This window comes from Vibrio natriegens NBRC 15636 = ATCC 14048 = DSM 759, assembly GCF_035621455.1.
Taxonomy (GTDB): Bacteria; Pseudomonadota; Gammaproteobacteria; order Enterobacterales; family Vibrionaceae; genus Vibrio; species Vibrio natriegens.
The window spans coordinates 2,968,583-2,988,121 of record NZ_CP141822.1 but is presented as its reverse complement, the minus strand read 5'-3'; the positions used below and the strand labels follow the sequence as shown (position 1 = coordinate 2,988,121).

Here is a 19,539-nt window from a genome sequence, read left to right as displayed (position 1 = left end):
TCAAGTACACTTTCGCTGTTTTTTTCTTCAATGATTGAGTGACTATGCTTAAGAATCCTCTTCAGGTTCGTTTGGAAAAACTAGAACCTTGGCAACAAATTACCTTTATGGCGTGTCTGTGCGAGCGCATGTATCCAAACTACGCAATGTTTTGTGAGAATACAGAATTTGCGGAACCGCGCGCTTACCGAGCGATTCTTGATAGTGTATGGGAAATTCTGACAGTTAAGAGCGCGAAAGTGAACTTTGAGCGTCAGTTAGAAAAACTAGAAGAGTTATTCCCAAGTGCCGATGAGTTTGATTTTTACGGTGTATACCCAGCAATGGACGCGTGTCAGGCGTTGTCTACACTGCTGCATGGTCTGTTGGATCGCGACTACCTATTTGACTCAATGATTAAAGTGAGCCAACAGTCGGTACAAACTGTTGCGGATCTTGAGCAAGCTCAAGGGAGCGAGCCAATCACCAATGACAATCAAAAAGAAAACCAAGCTGTATGTGAAGAATGGGATGTTCAGTGGGCGATTTTCCGCCCATTACGCGAGGCAGCAGAGCGCGACATCGGTTTGATTAAAGATCTGCGTGAAGAGCTACGAGAAGAGGGCGTTAGCAATATTGGTATTGCGTTATAACTCCTCTACGAAGAATATGAAAAAGGCATCCAACTGGATGCCTTTTTGCTGTGTATGCCGATAAATATTGAAACTACTTGGAGTCTGGCTTCGTTGCCTCGGTTGGTTCAGGCTTCGTTTCCTGATTCTCCAGTGGGGTCTCTTCTTCGTCATCATCTCGGCTTTCAATTACGCCGTACTTCTCTTTCCAGTTTTCCCAGCGCTGGTACGCCAGTTCTTGCATGTCTGTACTTTTGTCTGCTTCATCGATGATCTCCTCGCCTACAAGGTGCTCGAAGATATCTTCCAGCGTTACCAAGCCTTGTACAGTGCCGTACTCGTCAACCACAAGTGCCAATTGCAGGCGGTGAGTCATCATTTGGTCGAAGACTCTCGGTAGCGCTGTATTGTTCAGAACTACCTGAATAGGACGCATCACTTCACCAAGCTTCTTCTGACCGCTGCCAGACTGTTGCAGTTTAAACAGCTCCAAGCGGTGCACAAAGCCGATGATGTTGTCTTTCTGCTCGCTATAAATCAAAGGTCGAGAGAATGGCGTATCTTTGTGTTTCTCTAAAAACTGGTCAATCGTCTTAGTCGCGTTGACACGGAATACCACCGGGCGAGGCGTCATCACCTGAGTAACGGGCACATCTTGAATGCCAAGCAGGTTACTCAGAATTTTTGATTCGCCTTCTGCAAACTCGCCGCTTTCACGAGCAAGAATCGCCATCGCGGATAACTCATCACGCATCTTAGGCGCTACGTGGTTGCGAGCCAGGCGCTTGGTGATTTGCTCAGAGAACCAGACAAATGGTGTTAAGGCCCATACCATCCAGCGTAAAGCGACCGCAGTGGTTGGAGCGAGCTGGCGCCAGTAAGTTGCACCAATTGTCTTAGGTACGATTTCAGATAGAACCAAAATCGCCAAAGTCAGTACCGCAGAGAAGATGCCCAGCGCTTCGCTACCGAATACCACGGCAGCTTGTGCACCAGCTGTTGCTGCACCGATCGTGTGTGCGATGGTGTTAAGAGTCAGAATCGAGGCTAACGGGCGGTCGATGTCTGATTTAAGTTTAGAAAGCTGCTCAGCAGCAGGGTGCCCTTGTTGGTTGAGCTGTGCGATGTAACTTGGACTGATACTCAGTAATACTGCCTCCAGCACCGAACAGATAAACGAAATGCCGATAGCAATAGAGATATAAATGGATAACAGCAGCATAGTTGCCCTTGAAAGTCGTTAGATAGTAGTTGTTTGCAGCTATTATAGCCGCGTATGTGCGATATAAATTGCGCCAAATCCCTTGGAAAGCAAGGGAATTCGGATGCTATGTGGTAACAAATTGTGAGTTATTACTCATATTATGGCTAAAAGTACGTCATAAAATCGAAAGTTCACCTACAAACCTTTGCCAGATGGGGCATTTATGTTTTAGAGTGAGACGAATTCGATAACCTATAAGAAGGGAAACCTAATGAACAAGACCCAATTAATCGACTTTATCGCAGAAAAAGCAGACCTATCAAAAGCACAAGCAAAGGCTGCTCTTGAAGCGACTCTTGAAGGTGTAACTGGCGCACTTAAAGAGGGTGACCAAGTTCAACTAATTGGTTTTGGTACATTCAAAGTAAACCACCGTGCAGCGCGTACTGGCCGTAACCCTAAGACTGGCGATGAGATTCAAATCGCAGCGGCTAACGTTCCTGCATTCGTAGCAGGTAAAGCACTGAAAGAATCAGTAAACTAAGTTAGAATGCACCGAGGTATCCTGCCTCGGTGCAATTTTATGAAAAAACAGCTATACACTTCTCTTCTCCTTGCTAGCCTTTCTCTCGTTGGCTGTTCATCTGTTGAAACCCCCAATCTCGAACAATTTACTCATTTCACTGGCGGTAAAGCCGAAGGTGATGCAAGCAGTTTGTATTGGATGACGGAACGACTTACCCGTGTCAGTACAGCAGCAGACTATGTAACATCGGGTGACTACGGTTGGTACCAAAGTGATTATCGTTGGGATGCCGGAGAATTACGGGAGTTGACTCGAAAGGGTGACCAGATTGATGCCAAGCTGGGTATGGTACCTTTTCAAATCCACATCCGATTCAATAAAGATGGTGAAGCGGTTTATCAGCAATATCGAGTTAATAACAAAGTTCTGCCTTTACAGCGTGACCAGTTAGCACGTTTTAAGTCTGAAGCTAACGATGTTGTTGCCTCTGTCAAAGAGCGCTCTCGCAACGGCCAGAGCCTGATCCAAGGTTACTGGGATGGGGAGTCCTTAGAAGTTTGTGATGGCAAAGAATTCACGACATTAGAGTTTAATCAAACGTTGCCGAAATTTGTCATTGACCGGTTGGCATCCGTTGATAGTTACATTGCCTTCATTGGTAAAGAGTCACGTAATAAAGTGATAGTTGATGAACTGCTTTTACTCAAAGATGACGAGTTTGATTGCGTTCAGCGACCTAAATTCATTGCTGAATAACCGCCCTTTCTTTGAATAAAAAAAGGCGCATTAAGCGCCTTATTATTTTATAGCCAACTGATGTTGTTTTTATTTTGATTGCTCTCGTGCGATAGCGCGGTAGCCAATATCATTGCGATGGAACATACCATCCCAGCTGATCTGTTTCGCTAGCTCATACGCGCGTTGCTGAGCTTCTGAAACGCTATGGCCAAGTGCTGTAGCACACAGTACGCGACCACCGTTTGTTACGACATCGCCGTCTTTGCTCTCTGTACCAGCATGGAAGACTTTCTCGCCTTCAACTTCGGTCTGAGGCAAACCTGAAATCACATCGCCTTTGTTGTATGCCGCTGGGTAACCGCCTGCAGCAAGAACAATACCGATAGACGCGCGTGGATCCCATTTAGATTCCACTTGGTCAAGTTTCTTGTCCACAGCTGCCAGACAAAGTTCAACTAAATCTGACTGCATACGCATCATGATTGGTTGAGTCTCTGGATCGCCGAATCGACAGTTATATTCGATCACTTTTGGCGTGCCGTCTTGATCGATCATTAGGCCAGCGTATAGGAAACCTGTGTATGGGTTACCTTCTGCTGCCATACCGCGAACGGTTGGGTAAATGACTTCTTCCATAATGCGATTGTGGATTTCTGGTGTAACCACTGGTGCTGGAGAGTAAGCACCCATACCACCTGTGTTAGGACCTGTATCTTTGTCACCTACGCGTTTGTGGTCTTGGCTGGTGGCCATTGGTAGTACGTTCTCACCATCAACCATCACGATGAAGCTTGCTTCTTCGCCATCCAGGAACTCTTCAATAACCACACGGCTGCCAGCGTCACCAAAAGCGTTGCCAGCAAGCATGTCTTTGATTGCGTCTTCCGCTTCTTCTAGCGTCATTGCGACGATAACGCCTTTACCTGCAGCAAGGCCGTCAGCTTTCACAACGATTGGTGCGCCTTGCTCACGAACGTAAGCCAATGCAGGTTCAATCTCGGTGAAATTAGCGTAAGAACCCGTTGGGATCTTATGGCGTGCAAGAAAGTCTTTGGTGAACGCTTTTGAACCTTCAAGCTGAGCAGCAGCCTGAGTTGGGCCGAAAATTGGCAGGCCAGCTTCATTAAACGCATCAACGACACCAATTACAAGTGGTGCTTCAGGGCCAACGATAGTTAGCTCAATCGCATGTTCTTGTGCAAATGCAACCAGTGCTGCCGTGTCTTCTACGCCGATGTTGACGTTCTTCAATTTAGGCTCAAGAGCAGTACCAGCGTTACCAGGAGCAACGAATACCGTTTCAACATTTGGGTTTTGAGCGGCTTTCCAACCTAGTGCGTGTTCACGACCGCCTGCGCCGATAATCAATACATTCATTGTATTTTACCTTTGATAGCTTCGTCATATTGCCGATTTCAGCGTCAAACATGCTCACTTATAGCCATAAGCTCAGCGTGTTTTCCTTGAGCTAGGCAATCTGACTTTGCTCTAAAATTAAAATTTTTTAATTAATGTTGATAAGCAAAAGCGACAACACTAATGAAGAATTAAACGGATCAAAATGGCCCTAGGTCATCCCTAGAGCCATGTTCTGATTAGTGACGGAAGTGACGCATGCCTGTGAAGATCATCGCCATACCGTGCTCATCTGCTGCTGCAATAACTTCGTCATCGCGCATAGAGCCACCTGGCTGAATCACACACTTGATGCCCGCTTCGGCTGCCGCATCAATACCATCACGGAATGGGAAGAATGCGTCTGATGCCATTACGCTACCAGCGACTTCCAGACCTTCATCGGCTGCTTTAATACCAGCGATTTTTGCAGAGTAAACACGGCTCATTTGGCCAGCGCCCACGCCGATAGTCATGTCACCTTTTGCGTAAACGATCGCGTTTGATTTCACGAATTTCGCTACTTTCCAGCAGAATAGCGCGTCTTTTAGCTCTTCTTCTGTTGGCTGACGCTTAGACACTACTTTAAGGTCGTCCAGGCTTACCATGCCTTGGTCACGGTCTTGAACCAGCAGGCCGCCGTTAACGCGTTTAACATCAAAGCCAGTTGTCTTGGTTGTCCACTCACCGCACTCAAGCAGGCGAACGTTTTTCTTCGCTGCAACCACTTCGATAGCTTCCGCTGATACTGAAGGTGCAATAATGACTTCAACGAATTGACGCTCAACAATCGCTGTAGCAGTTTCTGCGTCTAGTTCTTTGTTGAATGCGATGATGCCGCCGAATGCTGATGTTGGATCAGTTTGGTAAGCGCGGTTGTACGCTTCTAGGATGTCTTTACCTAGTGCTACACCACATGGGTTTGCGTGTTTCACGATCACACATGCTGGCTCGTCGAACTCTTTCACACACTCAAGTGCTGCATCAGTGTCAGCGATGTTGTTGTAAGAAAGTGCTTTACCTTGGATTTGACGAGCAGTAGATACAGATGCTTCTTCCGGATTCGCTTCAACATAGAATGCAGCTGCTTGGTGGCTGTTCTCACCGTAGCGCATATCTTGCTTCTTCTCGAACTGCTGGTTGAAAGTGCGAGGGAATTTCGACTCTTCATCACCTTCTTTGTTCTCACCGTAAGATGGAACCATAGTGCCGAAGTAGTTTGCGATCATGCCGTCGTAAGATGCAGTGTGCTCAAATGCAGCGATAGCAAGGTCGAAGCGAGTTTCCAGAGTCAGAGACTTGTCGTTTACATCCATTTCAGCGATTACGCGATCGTAGTCTGAAGCGTTTACAACGATAGTCACGTCTTTGTGGTTTTTCGCAGCAGAGCGAACCATTGTTGGACCACCGATATCGATGTTCTCAACAGCGTCTTCTAGAGTACAGCCGTCTTTAGCAACAGTTTCTGCGAATGGGTATAGGTTAACGACAACCATGTCGATTGGATTGATGCCGTGTTTTTCCATCACTTCATCGTCCTGACCGCGACGGCCTAATACGCCACCGTGAACTTTCGGGTGAAGCGTTTTTACGCGACCGTCCATCATTTCTGGGAAACCAGTGTAGTCAGAGACTTCTGTTACTGCGATACCTTGCTCAGCAAGTAGGCGAGCTGTACCACCAGTAGATAGGATATCGACACCACGCTCAGCAAGAGCTTGTGCAAACTCAACAATACCTGTTTTGTCTGATACGCTGATTAGCGCGCGGCGAATAGGACGAGCGTTGTTCATGCTTCCATTTTCCTCAAATTCACGGAGTTAAAGATGTTTGCCAAAAATGAACTTGTTTTTACCTCTTGGGGTAAAATATTGGCCAGTTTTGGTAAAGACCTTTTCAGGCGTTTTCCTGTCAGAAAACAGTCTCCACTATTTGATGGCGCGTATTCTAACCAATTTATTACAAAAAAGCTCGCGCAATCGTTTGGCATCTCAAAAATAATTGCAAAAAAGTCGATCTTTAGCTTTAAAAGTAACGAGATAGTTAATAAGGACAGTTATGTTTCAGATAGGTGAACTGGCGAAACGCTGTGGTGTGACCGCCGATACATTACGATTCTACGAAAAAAATGGGCTAATTAAGCCAGCGGGACGAAGTGAGTCAGGCTATCGACTCTATAATGAAGAGAATCAAAAGCAGGTTCGATTTATCCTCAAAGCCAAAGAGCTTGGTTTAAGTTTGGGTGAGATTAGAGATCTTCTGGAAATAAAACTAGAAGCGACAGAGCACAGCTGCGCCGAGGTTAAAGCGATTACTACTGCTAAGTTAGAGCTGGTGGATGAAAAAATTAATGAACTGACTAAAATTCGCCGAGCGCTCAAAAAGATTAATGATGCCTGCTGCGGCCATGTGGATGACGATGCGAGTCACTGCTCCATCTTAGCTGCGCTCGAGTAGCTGGCTTTTTATTCTGCCCAGATTGCATCTGAATTAGATGGTTTACTAGGAACCAGCCGCTCTCCACCCTATAATCCCTCCTCTTTATTTACGGTAAGAGATGGTGTCCTGTCATTTCTGCTGCTTTACCTGGTAGATGTGAGAGTGTAATTACATGGTTGGAGTCTATTTTCAAATCAACGATTGGGTGATGGACGTTGGTGAAAATAAGCTTTACCGAAAAGGTAGGGAAACCTCCGTCGAGCCACGATTAAGTAACCTTCTATATTTCTTTGCTAAGAACGCGAACCAAGTATTCACACGCAAAGAGTTAATACAGTCGGTTTGGGATAGGGCGGCTGTCACCGACCAAGTGGTGACTCAGTCTATCTCTGAGCTGCGTAAGTTATTGCGTGATAGTCGTGAAGAGAACCCCAGCTATGTCATCACAGTACCCAAGCGAGGGTACAAACTCGTCGCTGAAGTCACACGCTTAACGGCAAAAGAGTTTATGCGCGTTAGTCGTGAGGACCTGTCTACTCTTATTGGAGAAGCTGATGGCTGTTACTCAAACGACGCTCAAGCACAACTTGCCACTGACTCAGATGCGGTTGGTGGGGAGTTTAAACAAAAACATCAAGGACGCTATTGGCGTAAGGGATTATTTAGCCTTCCTTTGATCGGTATTGTGGTTGCGATGATAGTCACGTTTACCTTCAAGCAACCAGAAGTCAGTGATAACCCAAACAACGACATACATCTGATTGAATTCACGCTCCACAACAACGCCAGTCATACAGGTATTAGCGATGACTTAGCTGACGGTATAACGAAAAAGTTAATGTCGGATGTGGCTCAGGTTAGTGACTATCGCGTGATGCAGAAGAGTTCTTCATTAAATAGCCATGCGGAACCGGGCAAATCTGTGGTGGTGAAGATAAGGCAAAGCGATGTAGCCCGCTTATTAGAAATCGAGTATCGGACCAGTTTCTCTGATAAAGCGTTATTTCGTCGTTTATATACTTTGGCGGATCGTGATTTAAAGACGGTTTTACAGCAAGCGTCGCTGGGGATGATGACAATACTGAGTGTGCCCGACGCCAAACTGAAATCAACGATGCTGGTGGCTGGGCTTCCCATGACGCCCAAGGCACTAAAACTGTTTATTCAAGCGCATCATTATTTAAACATTTCGGCTGCTAATCAGTATCAGCATGGTATTGAGCTCATGGAAAACGTTTTAGACATTGAACCACACAATGCTTATGTCCAAGCTGAGTTGCTGATTGCCTACTATGTACAAAAAGCACTGCACCCTGAACAAGCTCAGAAAAAGAGACAGACCCAAGCTCTCCATGATGCATTGGAAGTAGGTGCAAAAATGGCTATTGGTCAAATTCAGCCTCGTATTTATGAAGCGCTCGCTTTACATGAAACAGTTGCTGGTGATTTAGCGAAGGCAAAGCAATATCTAGCACAAGCTCTTCAGTTACGTGACTCTGTGCTTTCCAATGTTATTCGCGCTAAACATGCGGAGTTGGAGCAAGATATAAAGTCAGCGAGCAAGTTCTATCGCCAAGCCCTCTATATAGATAGTTCATTAAAGACGTACGTATTGTGTAAGTCGCTAGTGTTTAAAAGTGACGTGAAGGTGGATGACACCAAGCATCAAGCCATTTCGCTCAAAGTGAGTGATATTTAATAAACGAATGCTGATAACTATATAAGCCCTTCACTATTGGTGAGGGGCTTTTTGTATCCCTAATTTCTACAGAAGGTATGCCGTGTAGTCATCGTGATTAACACTAAATGGCAAAAGTTTACGGTGATATCGAAAAAATCGGTGATAGAAGCATAAGTGAAAAGGAAAAAGTTGGCGCTTTTTCTAACAAGGGATGACCTCGATCAGTAGAAAAGATCCGATTTATCCAAGAAAAATAGGCCGAATCGTTCTTTATTTGCGCAAAGTGTTTGTTGTTTGTTCGGTTGAAAGTTTTTTTGCAAAAAACGCTTGTGCTAATTTCTTAACTCCCTATACTGCGCATCCACCGACACGGAGTGAGACGAAAGTCACACAGCGAGTCGGAAATGAGAGAAAAAAGAAATTTGAAAAAATGCTTGACTCTCTCACGGTGCGGAGTAAGATACGCACCCCTAACGACGAGCAACTGAGTTGCTGGGTAAGTTAGAAAAGCTCTTTAAAAATAAGAACCTATCAATCTGTGTGGGCACTCGTTGATGATAATCCAATTAGAAACTTCGGTTTCAAATTAGGTTTCAATGATACGAAGTGACCATTGAATCTTCGGATTCAGCACAGTCAATTCAAACATTACTTTATGTAATGTTCAGTATTCATTGAGCCGAACAAAATCTTAAATTGAAGAGTTTGATCATGGCTCAGATTGAACGCTGGCGGCAGGCCTAACACATGCAAGTCGAGCGGAAACGAGTTAACTGAACCTTCGGGGGACGTTAACGGCGTCGAGCGGCGGACGGGTGAGTAATGCCTAGGAAATTGCCCTGATGTGGGGGATAACCATTGGAAACGATGGCTAATACCGCATGATGCCTACGGGCCAAAGAGGGGGACCTTCGGGCCTCTCGCGTCAGGATATGCCTAGGTGGGATTAGCTAGTTGGTGAGGTAAGGGCTCACCAAGGCGACGATCCCTAGCTGGTCTGAGAGGATGATCAGCCACACTGGAACTGAGACACGGTCCAGACTCCTACGGGAGGCAGCAGTGGGGAATATTGCACAATGGGCGCAAGCCTGATGCAGCCATGCCGCGTGTGTGAAGAAGGCCTTCGGGTTGTAAAGCACTTTCAGTCGTGAGGAAGGTAGTGTAGTTAATAGCTGCATTATTTGACGTTAGCGACAGAAGAAGCACCGGCTAACTCCGTGCCAGCAGCCGCGGTAATACGGAGGGTGCGAGCGTTAATCGGAATTACTGGGCGTAAAGCGCATGCAGGTGGTTTGTTAAGTCAGATGTGAAAGCCCGGGGCTCAACCTCGGAATAGCATTTGAAACTGGCAGACTAGAGTACTGTAGAGGGGGGTAGAATTTCAGGTGTAGCGGTGAAATGCGTAGAGATCTGAAGGAATACCGGTGGCGAAGGCGGCCCCCTGGACAGATACTGACACTCAGATGCGAAAGCGTGGGGAGCAAACAGGATTAGATACCCTGGTAGTCCACGCCGTAAACGATGTCTACTTGGAGGTTGTGGCCTTGAGCCGTGGCTTTCGGAGCTAACGCGTTAAGTAGACCGCCTGGGGAGTACGGTCGCAAGATTAAAACTCAAATGAATTGACGGGGGCCCGCACAAGCGGTGGAGCATGTGGTTTAATTCGATGCAACGCGAAGAACCTTACCTACTCTTGACATCCAGAGAACTTTTCAGAGATGAATTGGTGCCTTCGGGAACTCTGAGACAGGTGCTGCATGGCTGTCGTCAGCTCGTGTTGTGAAATGTTGGGTTAAGTCCCGCAACGAGCGCAACCCTTATCCTTGTTTGCCAGCGAGTAATGTCGGGAACTCCAGGGAGACTGCCGGTGATAAACCGGAGGAAGGTGGGGACGACGTCAAGTCATCATGGCCCTTACGAGTAGGGCTACACACGTGCTACAATGGCGCATACAGAGGGCGGCCAACTTGCGAAAGTGAGCGAATCCCAAAAAGTGCGTCGTAGTCCGGATTGGAGTCTGCAACTCGACTCCATGAAGTCGGAATCGCTAGTAATCGTGGATCAGAATGCCACGGTGAATACGTTCCCGGGCCTTGTACACACCGCCCGTCACACCATGGGAGTGGGCTGCAAAAGAAGTAGGTAGTTTAACCTTCGGGGGGACGCTTACCACTTTGTGGTTCATGACTGGGGTGAAGTCGTAACAAGGTAGCGCTAGGGGAACCTGGCGCTGGATCACCTCCTTATACGATGATTACTCACGATGAGTGTCCACACAGATTGATAGTTCACAAGCGAAAGCTTGTAGCTAACATAGCTCTTTAACAATTTGGAAAGCTGACAAAATAATCTTTAAGATTATTTGTAAAGTTCTCAAAGTATTCATGTATTTGAATACAACTAAAAACACATTCAAGTGTTCTTGGAATTTGAGTCCGGCAAAATCGAAAGCTGTCTCGCTCATTTAAATAATGAGACAGCAACTTTGGTTGTTTAACTTCAATTCGAAACTCCTTCGGGTTGTATGGTTAAGTGACTAAGCGTACACGGTGGATGCCTTGGCAGTCAGAGGCGATGAAGGACGTATTAACTTGCGATAAGCCCAGATTAGGCAGTAAAAGCCACTTGAGTCTGGGATTTCCGAATGGGGAAACCCACTTACATAAGTAAGTATCCTGTTGTGAATACATAGCAGCAGGAGGCGAACCGGGGGAACTGAAACATCTAAGTACCCCGAGGAAAAGAAATCAACCGAGATTCCGAAAGTAGCGGCGAGCGAAATTGGACTAGCCCTTAAGCTTTATAAGCGTTAGGTGAACAAGCTGGAAAGCTTGGCGATACAGGGTGATAGCCCCGTAACTGACGACGCATATTCAGTGAAATCGAGTAGGGCGGGACACGTGATATCCTGTCTGAATATGGGGGGACCATCCTCCAAGGCTAAATACTACTGACTGACCGATAGTGAACCAGTACCGTGAGGGAAAGGCGAAAAGAACCCCTGTGAGGGGAGTGAAATAGAACCTGAAACCGTGTACGTACAAGCAGTAGGAGCAGGCTTTGTCCTGTGACTGCGTACCTTTTGTATAATGGGTCAGCGACTTATATTCAGTGGCAAGGTTAACCATCTAGGGGAGCCGTAGGGAAACCGAGTCTTAACTGGGCGTTCAGTCTCTGGATATAGACCCGAAACCAGGTGATCTAGCCATGGGCAGGTTGAAGGTTGAGTAACATCAACTGGAGGACCGAACCGACTAATGTTGAAAAATTAGCGGATGACTTGTGGCTAGGGGTGAAAGGCCAATCAAACCTGGAGATAGCTGGTTCTCCCCGAAAGCTATTTAGGTAGCGCCTCGGACGAATACTACTGGGGGTAGAGCACTGTTAAGGCTAGGGGGTCATCCCGACTTACCAACCCTTTGCAAACTCCGAATACCAGTAAGTACTATCCGGGAGACACACGGCGGGTGCTAACGTCCGTCGTGGAGAGGGAAACAACCCAGACCGCCAGCTAAGGTCCCAAATTACTACTAAGTGGGAAACGATGTGGGAAGGCTCAGACAGCCAGGATGTTGGCTTAGAAGCAGCCATCATTTAAAGAAAGCGTAATAGCTCACTGGTCGAGTCGGCCTGCGCGGAAGATGTAACGGGGCTAAGTAGTAAACCGAAGCTGCGGCAATACTCTTTGAGTATTGGGTAGGGGAGCGTTCTGTAAGCGGTTGAAGGTGTGTGGTAACGCATGCTGGACGTATCAGAAGTGCGAATGCTGACATGAGTAACGATAAAGGGGGTGAAAAACCTCCTCGCCGGAAGACCAAGGGTTCCTGTCCAACGTTAATCGGGGCAGGGTAAGTCGACCCCTAAGGCGAGGCCGAAAGGCGTAGTCGATGGGAAACGGGTTAATATTCCCGTACTTCTTACAATTGCGATGGGGGGACGGAGAAGGCTAGGTGGGCCTGGCGACGGTTGTCCAGGTTCAAGTGCGTAGGCTTGAGAGTTAGGTAAATCCGGCTCTCTCTAAGGCTGAGACACGATGTCGAGCACCTACGGGTGTGAAGTCATTGATGCCATGCTTCCAGGAAAAGCCTCTAAGCTTCAGATTGTAAGGAATCGTACCCCAAACCGACACAGGTGGTCGGGTAGAGAATACCAAGGCGCTTGAGAGAACTCGGGTGAAGGAACTAGGCAAAATGGTACCGTAACTTCGGGAGAAGGTACGCTCTCGACGGTGAAGTCCCTTGCGGATGGAGCTATTGAGAGTCGCAGATACCAGGTGGCTGCAACTGTTTATTAAAAACACAGCACTGTGCAAAATCGTAAGATGACGTATACGGTGTGACGCCTGCCCGGTGCCGGAAGGTTAATTGATGGGGTTAGACTTCGGTCGAAGCTCTTGATCGAAGCCCCGGTAAACGGCGGCCGTAACTATAACGGTCCTAAGGTAGCGAAATTCCTTGTCGGGTAAGTTCCGACCTGCACGAATGGCGTAATGATGGCCACGCTGTCTCCACCCGAGACTCAGTGAAATTGAAATCGCTGTGAAGATGCAGTGTACCCGCGGCTAGACGGAAAGACCCCGTGAACCTTTACTACAGCTTGGCACTGAACATTGACCCTACATGTGTAGGATAGGTGGGAGGCTTTGAAACGAGTACGCCAGTATTCGTGGAGCCGTCCTTGAAATACCACCCTTGTAGTGTTGATGTTCTAACGTCGACCCCTTATCGGGGTTGCGGACAGTGCCTGGTGGGTAGTTTGACTGGGGCGGTCTCCTCCCAAAGCGTAACGGAGGAGCACGAAGGTGGGCTAATCACGGTTGGACATCGTGAGGTTAGTGCAATGGCATAAGCCCGCTTGACTGCGAGAATGACAATTCGAGCAGGTGCGAAAGCAGGTCATAGTGATCCGGTGGTTCTGAATGGAAGGGCCATCGCTCAACGGATAAAAGGTACTCCGGGGATAACAGGCTGATACCGCCCAAGAGTTCATATCGACGGCGGTGTTTGGCACCTCGATGTCGGCTCATCACATCCTGGGGCTGAAGTCGGTCCCAAGGGTATGGCTGTTCGCCATTTAAAGTGGTACGCGAGCTGGGTTTAGAACGTCGTGAGACAGTTCGGTCCCTATCTGCCGTGGGCGTTGGAGAATTGAAAGGGGCTGCTCCTAGTACGAGAGGACCGGAGTGGACGAACCTCTGGTGTTCGGGTTGTGTCGCCAGACGCATTGCCCGGTAGCTAAGTTCGGGATCGATAACCGCTGAAAGCATCTAAGCGGGAAGCGAGCCTTGAGATGAGTTCTCCCTGATACTTTAAGTATCCTAAAGGGTTGTCGTAGACTACGACGTTGATAGGCAGGGTGTGTAAGCGTTGTGAGGCGTTGAGCTAACCTGTACTAATTGCCCGTGAGGCTTAACCATACAACACCCAAGGGGTTTTGATGGACTCAATGTAAGAACGTTGAATGTGTAAAAACGAGAATTAAAAACAGCTTTCCAGATTAAAGAATTTGCTTGGCGACCATAGCGTTTTGGACCCACCTGACTTCCATTCCGAACTCAGAAGTGAAACAAAATAGCGCCGATGGTAGTGTGGGGTTTCCCCATGTGAGAGTAGGACATCGCCAGGCTTTTATTTTGCACTTGCTTAATATTTAAGCAAGTCACCATAGGGTTCTAAAGTTTTTTAGAATTTTATGTTGACTTTCAAAGTGGAAAGCGTATTATACGCACCTCGCTTAAGTGCTAAGGCACTGAAAGCCAAGCTCTTTAACAATATAGACCTATCAATCTGTGTGGGCACTCGTTGATGATAATCCAATTAGAAACTTCGGTTTCAAATTAGGTTTCAATGATACGAAGTGACCATTGAATCGAAAGATTCAGCACAGTCAATTCAAACATTACTTTATGTAATGTTCAGTATTCATTGAGCCGAACAAAATCTTAAATTGAAGAGTTTGATCATGGCTCAGATTGAACGCTGGCGGCAGGCCTAACACATGCAAGTCGAGCGGAAACGAGTTAACTGAACCTTCGGGGGACGTTAACGGCGTCGAGCGGCGGACGGGTGAGTAATGCCTAGGAAATTGCCCTGATGTGGGGGATAACCATTGGAAACGATGGCTAATACCGCATGATGCCTACGGGCCAAAGAGGGGGACCTTCGGGCCTCTCGCGTCAGGATATGCCTAGGTGGGATTAGCTAGTTGGTGAGGTAAGGGCTCACCAAGGCGACGATCCCTAGCTGGTCTGAGAGGATGATCAGCCACACTGGAACTGAGACACGGTCCAGACTCCTACGGGAGGCAGCAGTGGGGAATATTGCACAATGGGCGCAAGCCTGATGCAGCCATGCCGCGTGTGTGAAGAAGGCCTTCGGGTTGTAAAGCACTTTCAGTCGTGAGGAAGGTAGTGTAGTTAATAGCTGCATTATTTGACGTTAGCGACAGAAGAAGCACCGGCTAACTCCGTGCCAGCAGCCGCGGTAATACGGAGGGTGCGAGCGTTAATCGGAATTACTGGGCGTAAAGCGCATGCAGGTGGTTTGTTAAGTCAGATGTGAAAGCCCGGGGCTCAACCTCGGAATAGCATTTGAAACTGGCAGACTAGAGTACTGTAGAGGGGGGTAGAATTTCAGGTGTAGCGGTGAAATGCGTAGAGATCTGAAGGAATACCGGTGGCGAAGGCGGCCCCCTGGACAGATACTGACACTCAGATGCGAAAGCGTGGGGAGCAAACAGGATTAGATACCCTGGTAGTCCACGCCGTAAACGATGTCTACTTGGAGGTTGTGGCCTTGAGCCGTGGCTTTCGGAGCTAACGCGTTAAGTAGACCGCCTGGGGAGTACGGTCGCAAGATTAAAACTCAAATGAATTGACGGGGGCCCGCACAAGCGGTGGAGCATGTGGTTTAATTCGATGCAACGCGAAGAACCTTACCTACTCTTGACATCCAGAGAACTTTTCAGAGATGAATTGGTGCCTTCGGGAACTCTGAGACAGGTGCTGCATGGCTGTCGTCAGCTCGTGTTGTGAAATGTTGGGTTAAGTCCCGCAACGAGCGCAACCCTTATCCTTGTTTGCCAGCGAGTAATGTCGGGAACTCCAGGGAGACTGCCGGTGATAAACCGGAGGAAGGTGGGGACGACGTCAAGTCATCATGGCCCTTACGAGTAGGGCTACACACGTGCTACAATGGCGCATACAGAGGGCGGCCAACTTGCGAAAGTGAGCGAATCCCAAAAAGTGCGTCGTAGTCCGGATTGGAGTCTGCAACTCGACTCCATGAAGTCGGAATCGCTAGTAATCGTGGATCAGAATGCCACGGTGAATACGTTCCCGGGCCTTGTACACACCGCCCGTCACACCATGGGAGTGGGCTGCAAAAGAAGTAGGTAGTTTAACCTTCGGGGGGACGCTTACCACTTTGTGGTTCATGACTGGGGTGAAGTCGTAACAAGGTAGCGCTAGGGGAACCTGGCGCTGGATCACCTCCTTATACGATGATTACTCACGATGAGTGTCCACACAGATTGATATGGTTTATGTAAAAGAGACGATACTGGGTCTGTAGCTCAGGTGGTTAGAGCGTTCGCCTGATAAGCGAGAGGTCGGTGGTTCGAGTCCACTCAGACCCACCAATTCCCTTCCCAAGGAATTGGCATACAGTATCGACACACCTTGATGGGGCTATAGCTCAGCTGGGAGAGCGCCTGCCTTGCACGCAGGAGGTCAGCAGTTCGATCCTGCTTAGCTCCACCATCTTTAAGCATTCTTACGAGTGTGTTTAAAAATGGTTCTTAAATGAATCTAGCTCTTTAACAATTTGGAAAGCTGACAAAATAATCTTTAAGATTATTTGTAAAGTTCTCAAAGTATTCATGAATTTGAATACAACTAAAAACACATTCAAGTGTTCTTGGAATTTGAGTCCGGCAAAATCGAAAGCTGTCTCGCTCATTCAAATAATGAGACAGCAACTTTGGTTGTTTAACATCAATTCGAAACTCCTTCGGGTTGTATGGTTAAGTGACTAAGCGTACACGGTGGATGCCTTGGCAGTCAGAGGCGATGAAGGACGTATTAACTTGCGATAAGCCCAGATTAGGCAGTAAAAGCCACTTGAGTCTGGGATTTCCGAATGGGGAAACCCACTTACATAAGTAAGTATCCTGTTGTGAATACATAGCAACAGGAGGCGAACCGGGGGAACTGAAACATCTAAGTACCCCGAGGAAAAGAAATCAACCGAGATTCCGAAAGTAGCGGCGAGCGAAATTGGACTAGCCCTTAAGCTTTACACGCGTTAGACGAACGGTCTGGAAAGTCCGACGATACAGGGTGATAGTCCCGTAGTTGACGATGTGTGTTCAGTGAAATCGAGTAGGGCGGGACACGTGATATCCTGTCTGAATATGGGGGGACCATCCTCCAAGGCTAAATACTACTGACTGACCGATAGTGAACCAGTACCGTGAGGGAAAGGCGAAAAGAACCCCTGTGAGGGGAGTGAAATAGAACCTGAAACCGTGTACGTACAAGCAGTAGGAGCAGGCTTTGTCCTGTGACTGCGTACCTTTTGTATAATGGGTCAGCGACTTATATTCAGTGGCAAGGTTAACCATCTAGGGGAGCCGTAGGGAAACCGAGTCTTAACTGGGCGTTCAGTCTCTGGATATAGACCCGAAACCAGGTGATCTAGCCATGGGCAGGTTGAAGGTTGAGTAACATCAACTGGAGGACCGAACCGACTAATGTTGAAAAATTAGCGGATGACTTGTGGCTAGGGGTGAAAGGCCAATCAAACCTGGAGATAGCTGGTTCTCCCCGAAAGCTATTTAGGTAGCGCCTCGGACGAATACTACTGGGGGTAGAGCACTGTTAAGGCTAGGGGGTCATCCCGACTTACCAACCCTTTGCAAACTCCGAATACCAGTAAGTACTATCCGGGAGACACACGGCGGGTGCTAACGTCCGTCGTGGAGAGGGAAACAACCCAGACCGCCAGCTAAGGTCCCAAATTACTACTAAGTGGGAAACGATGTGGGAAGGCTCAGACAGCCAGGATGTTGGCTTAGAAGCAGCCATCATTTAAAGAAAGCGTAATAGCTCACTGGTCGAGTCGGCCTGCGCGGAAGATGTAACGGGGCTAAGTAGTAAACCGAAGCTGCGGCAATACTCTTTGAGTATTGGGTAGGGGAGCGTTCTGTAAGCGGTTGAAGGTGTGTGGTAACGCATGCTGGACGTATCAGAAGTGCGAATGCTGACATGAGTAACGATAAAGGGGGTGAAAAACCTCCTCGCCGGAAGACCAAGGGTTCCTGTCCAACGTTAATCGGGGCAGGGTAAGTCGACCCCTAAGGCGAGGCCGAAAGGCGTAGTCGATGGGAAACGGGTTAATATTCCCGTACTTCTTACAATTGCGATGGGGGGACGGAGAAGGCTAGGTGGGCCTGGCGACGGTTGTCCAGGTTCAAGTGCGTAGGCTTGAGAGTTAGGTAAATCCGGCTCTCTCTAAGGCTGAGACACGATGTCGAGCACCTACGGGTGTGAAGTCATTGATGCCATGCTTCCAGGAAAAGCCTCTAAGCTTCAGATTGTAAGGAATCGTACCCCAAACCGACACAGGTGGTCGGGTAGAGAATACCAAGGCGCTTGAGAGAACTCGGGTGAAGGAACTAGGCAAAATGGTACCGTAACTTCGGGAGAAGGTACGCTCTCGACGGTGAAGTCCCTTGCGGATGGAGCTATTGAGAGTCGCAGATACCAGGTGGCTGCAACTGTTTATTAAAAACACAGCACTGTGCAAAATCGTAAGATGACGTATACGGTGTGACGCCTGCCCGGTGCCGGAAGGTTAATTGATGGGGTTAGACTTCGGTCGAAGCTCTTGATCGAAGCCCCGGTAAACGGCGGCCGTAACTATAACGGTCCTAAGGTAGCGAAATTCCTTGTCGGGTAAGTTCCGACCTGCACGAATGGCGTAATGATGGCCACGCTGTCTCCACCCGAGACTCAGTGAAATTGAAATCGCTGTGAAGATGCAGTGTACCCGCGGCTAGACGGAAAGACCCCGTGAACCTTTACTACAGCTTGGCACTGAACATTGACCCTACATGTGTAGGATAGGTGGGAGGCTTTGAAACGAGTACGCCAGTATTCGTGGAGCCGTCCTTGAAATACCACCCTTGTAGTGTTGATGTTCTAACGTTGACCCCTTATCGGGGTTGCGGACAGTGCCTGGTGGGTAGTTTGACTGGGGCGGTCTCCTCCCAAAGCGTAACGGAGGAGCACGAAGGTGGGCTAATCACGGTTGGACATCGTGAGGTTAGTGCAATGGCATAAGCCCGCTTGACTGCGAGAATGACAATTCGAGCAGGTGCGAAAGCAGGTCATAGTGATCCGGTGGTTCTGAATGGAAGGGCCATCGCTCAACGGATAAAAGGTACTCCGGGGATAACAGGCTGATACCGCCCAAGAGTTCATATCGACGGCGGTGTTTGGCACCTCGATGTCGGCTCATCACATCCTGGGGCTGAAGTCGGTCCCAAGGGTATGGCTGTTCGCCATTTAAAGTGGTACGCGAGCTGGGTTTAGAACGTCGTGAGACAGTTCGGTCCCTATCTGCCGTGGGCGTTGGAGAATTGAAAGGGGCTGCTCCTAGTACGAGAGGACCGGAGTGGACGAACCTCTGGTGTTCGGGTTGTGTCGCCAGACGCATTGCCCGGTAGCTAAGTTCGGGATCGATAACCGCTGAAAGCATCTAAGCGGGAAGCGAGCCTTGAGATGAGTTCTCCCTGATACTTTAAGTATCCTAAAGGGTTGTCGTAGACTACGACGTTGATAGGCAGGGTGTGTAAGCGTTGTGAGGCGTTGAGCTAACCTGTACTAATTGCCCGTGAGGCTTAACCATACAACACCCAAGGGGTTTTGATGGACTCAAAGTAA

At 48.1% G+C, this 19,539-nt stretch carries 8 protein-coding genes, 2 tRNA genes and 5 rRNA genes; 12 read left to right on the top strand and 3 right to left on the bottom strand.

Going from position 1 to position 19,539, the window contains the following annotated elements:
* The first annotated feature begins 44 nt into the window (after window positions 1–44).
* The gene (locus VER99_RS13615; RefSeq protein WP_014233276.1) at window positions 45–632 is read left to right on the top strand and encodes a YjaG family protein; all 588 of its coding nucleotides are present in this window, start codon (window positions 45–47) and stop codon (window positions 630–632) included.
* A 73-nt stretch (window positions 633–705) separates the two neighbouring features.
* Here the strand turns inward: VER99_RS13615 and VER99_RS13610 are convergent, their stop codons facing one another.
* The gene (locus VER99_RS13610) at window positions 706–1,833 is read right to left on the bottom strand and encodes a CNNM domain-containing protein (RefSeq protein WP_020334701.1); all 1,128 of its coding nucleotides are present in this window, start codon (window positions 1,831–1,833) and stop codon (window positions 706–708) included.
* A 253-nt stretch (window positions 1,834–2,086) separates the two neighbouring features.
* Between VER99_RS13610 and hupA the strand changes: the two genes are divergently transcribed.
* Together hupA and VER99_RS13600 are read left to right on the top strand one after the other, a co-directional pair.
* A complete protein-coding gene (hupA, locus tag VER99_RS13605; RefSeq protein ID WP_005433627.1) occupies window positions 2,087–2,359 on the top strand; it encodes a nucleoid-associated protein HU-alpha in 273 nt (90 codons plus the stop codon).
* 39 nt (window positions 2,360–2,398) lie between these two features.
* Window positions 2,399–3,097 (top strand): DUF1481 domain-containing protein, encoded by a 699-nt coding sequence (locus VER99_RS13600; RefSeq protein ID WP_020334700.1) that lies wholly within the window; start codon window positions 2,399–2,401, stop codon window positions 3,095–3,097.
* Between the two features lie 69 nt (window positions 3,098–3,166).
* Here VER99_RS13600 and purD read toward each other — a convergent pair whose 3' ends face one another.
* Together purD and purH are read right to left on the bottom strand one after the other, a co-directional pair.
* Complete coding sequence (gene purD / locus VER99_RS13595; RefSeq protein ID WP_014233273.1) at window positions 3,167–4,456, bottom strand: phosphoribosylamine--glycine ligase; 1,290 nt, start codon at window positions 4,454–4,456, stop codon at window positions 3,167–3,169.
* A 218-nt stretch (window positions 4,457–4,674) separates the two neighbouring features.
* The gene (gene purH / locus VER99_RS13590) at window positions 4,675–6,267 is read right to left on the bottom strand and encodes a bifunctional phosphoribosylaminoimidazolecarboxamide formyltransferase/IMP cyclohydrolase (RefSeq protein WP_020334699.1); all 1,593 of its coding nucleotides are present in this window, start codon (window positions 6,265–6,267) and stop codon (window positions 4,675–4,677) included.
* Window positions 6,268–6,532: 265 nt separating this feature from the next.
* Here purH and zntR point away from each other — a divergent pair, with 265 nt between their 5' ends.
* From zntR to VER99_RS13545, 9 genes are all read left to right on the top strand, one after another.
* Window positions 6,533–6,931, top strand: a complete 399-nt coding sequence (gene zntR / locus VER99_RS13585) for a Zn(2+)-responsive transcriptional regulator (protein ID WP_014233270.1) — start codon at window positions 6,533–6,535, stop codon at window positions 6,929–6,931.
* A 154-nt stretch (window positions 6,932–7,085) separates the two neighbouring features.
* Window positions 7,086–8,612: a lysine decarboxylation/transport transcriptional activator CadC gene (gene cadC / locus VER99_RS13580; RefSeq protein WP_020334697.1), complete on the top strand. Its 1,527-nt coding sequence runs from the start codon at window positions 7,086–7,088 to the stop codon at window positions 8,610–8,612.
* Window positions 8,613–9,287: 675 nt separating this feature from the next.
* Window positions 9,288–10,840 (top strand): 16S ribosomal RNA (locus VER99_RS13575).
* A gap of 280 nt (window positions 10,841–11,120) precedes the next feature.
* A 23S ribosomal RNA gene (locus VER99_RS13570) occupies window positions 11,121–14,010 on the top strand.
* A 92-nt stretch (window positions 14,011–14,102) separates the two neighbouring features.
* Window positions 14,103–14,219 (top strand): 5S ribosomal RNA (gene rrf, locus VER99_RS13565).
* Between the two features lie 318 nt (window positions 14,220–14,537).
* Window positions 14,538–16,090 (top strand): 16S ribosomal RNA (locus tag VER99_RS13560).
* Between the two features lie 65 nt (window positions 16,091–16,155).
* Window positions 16,156–16,232, top strand: a tRNA-Ile gene (locus tag VER99_RS13555).
* Window positions 16,233–16,277: 45 nt separating this feature from the next.
* Window positions 16,278–16,353 (top strand) — tRNA-Ala (locus VER99_RS13550).
* A 261-nt stretch (window positions 16,354–16,614) separates the two neighbouring features.
* Window positions 16,615–19,504: ribosomal RNA gene (locus tag VER99_RS13545) — 23S ribosomal RNA — on the top strand.
* The 16S, 23S and 5S rRNA genes sit together here with 2 tRNA genes alongside, the layout of an rRNA operon.
* The last annotated feature ends 35 nt before the right edge of the window (window positions 19,505–19,539 follow it).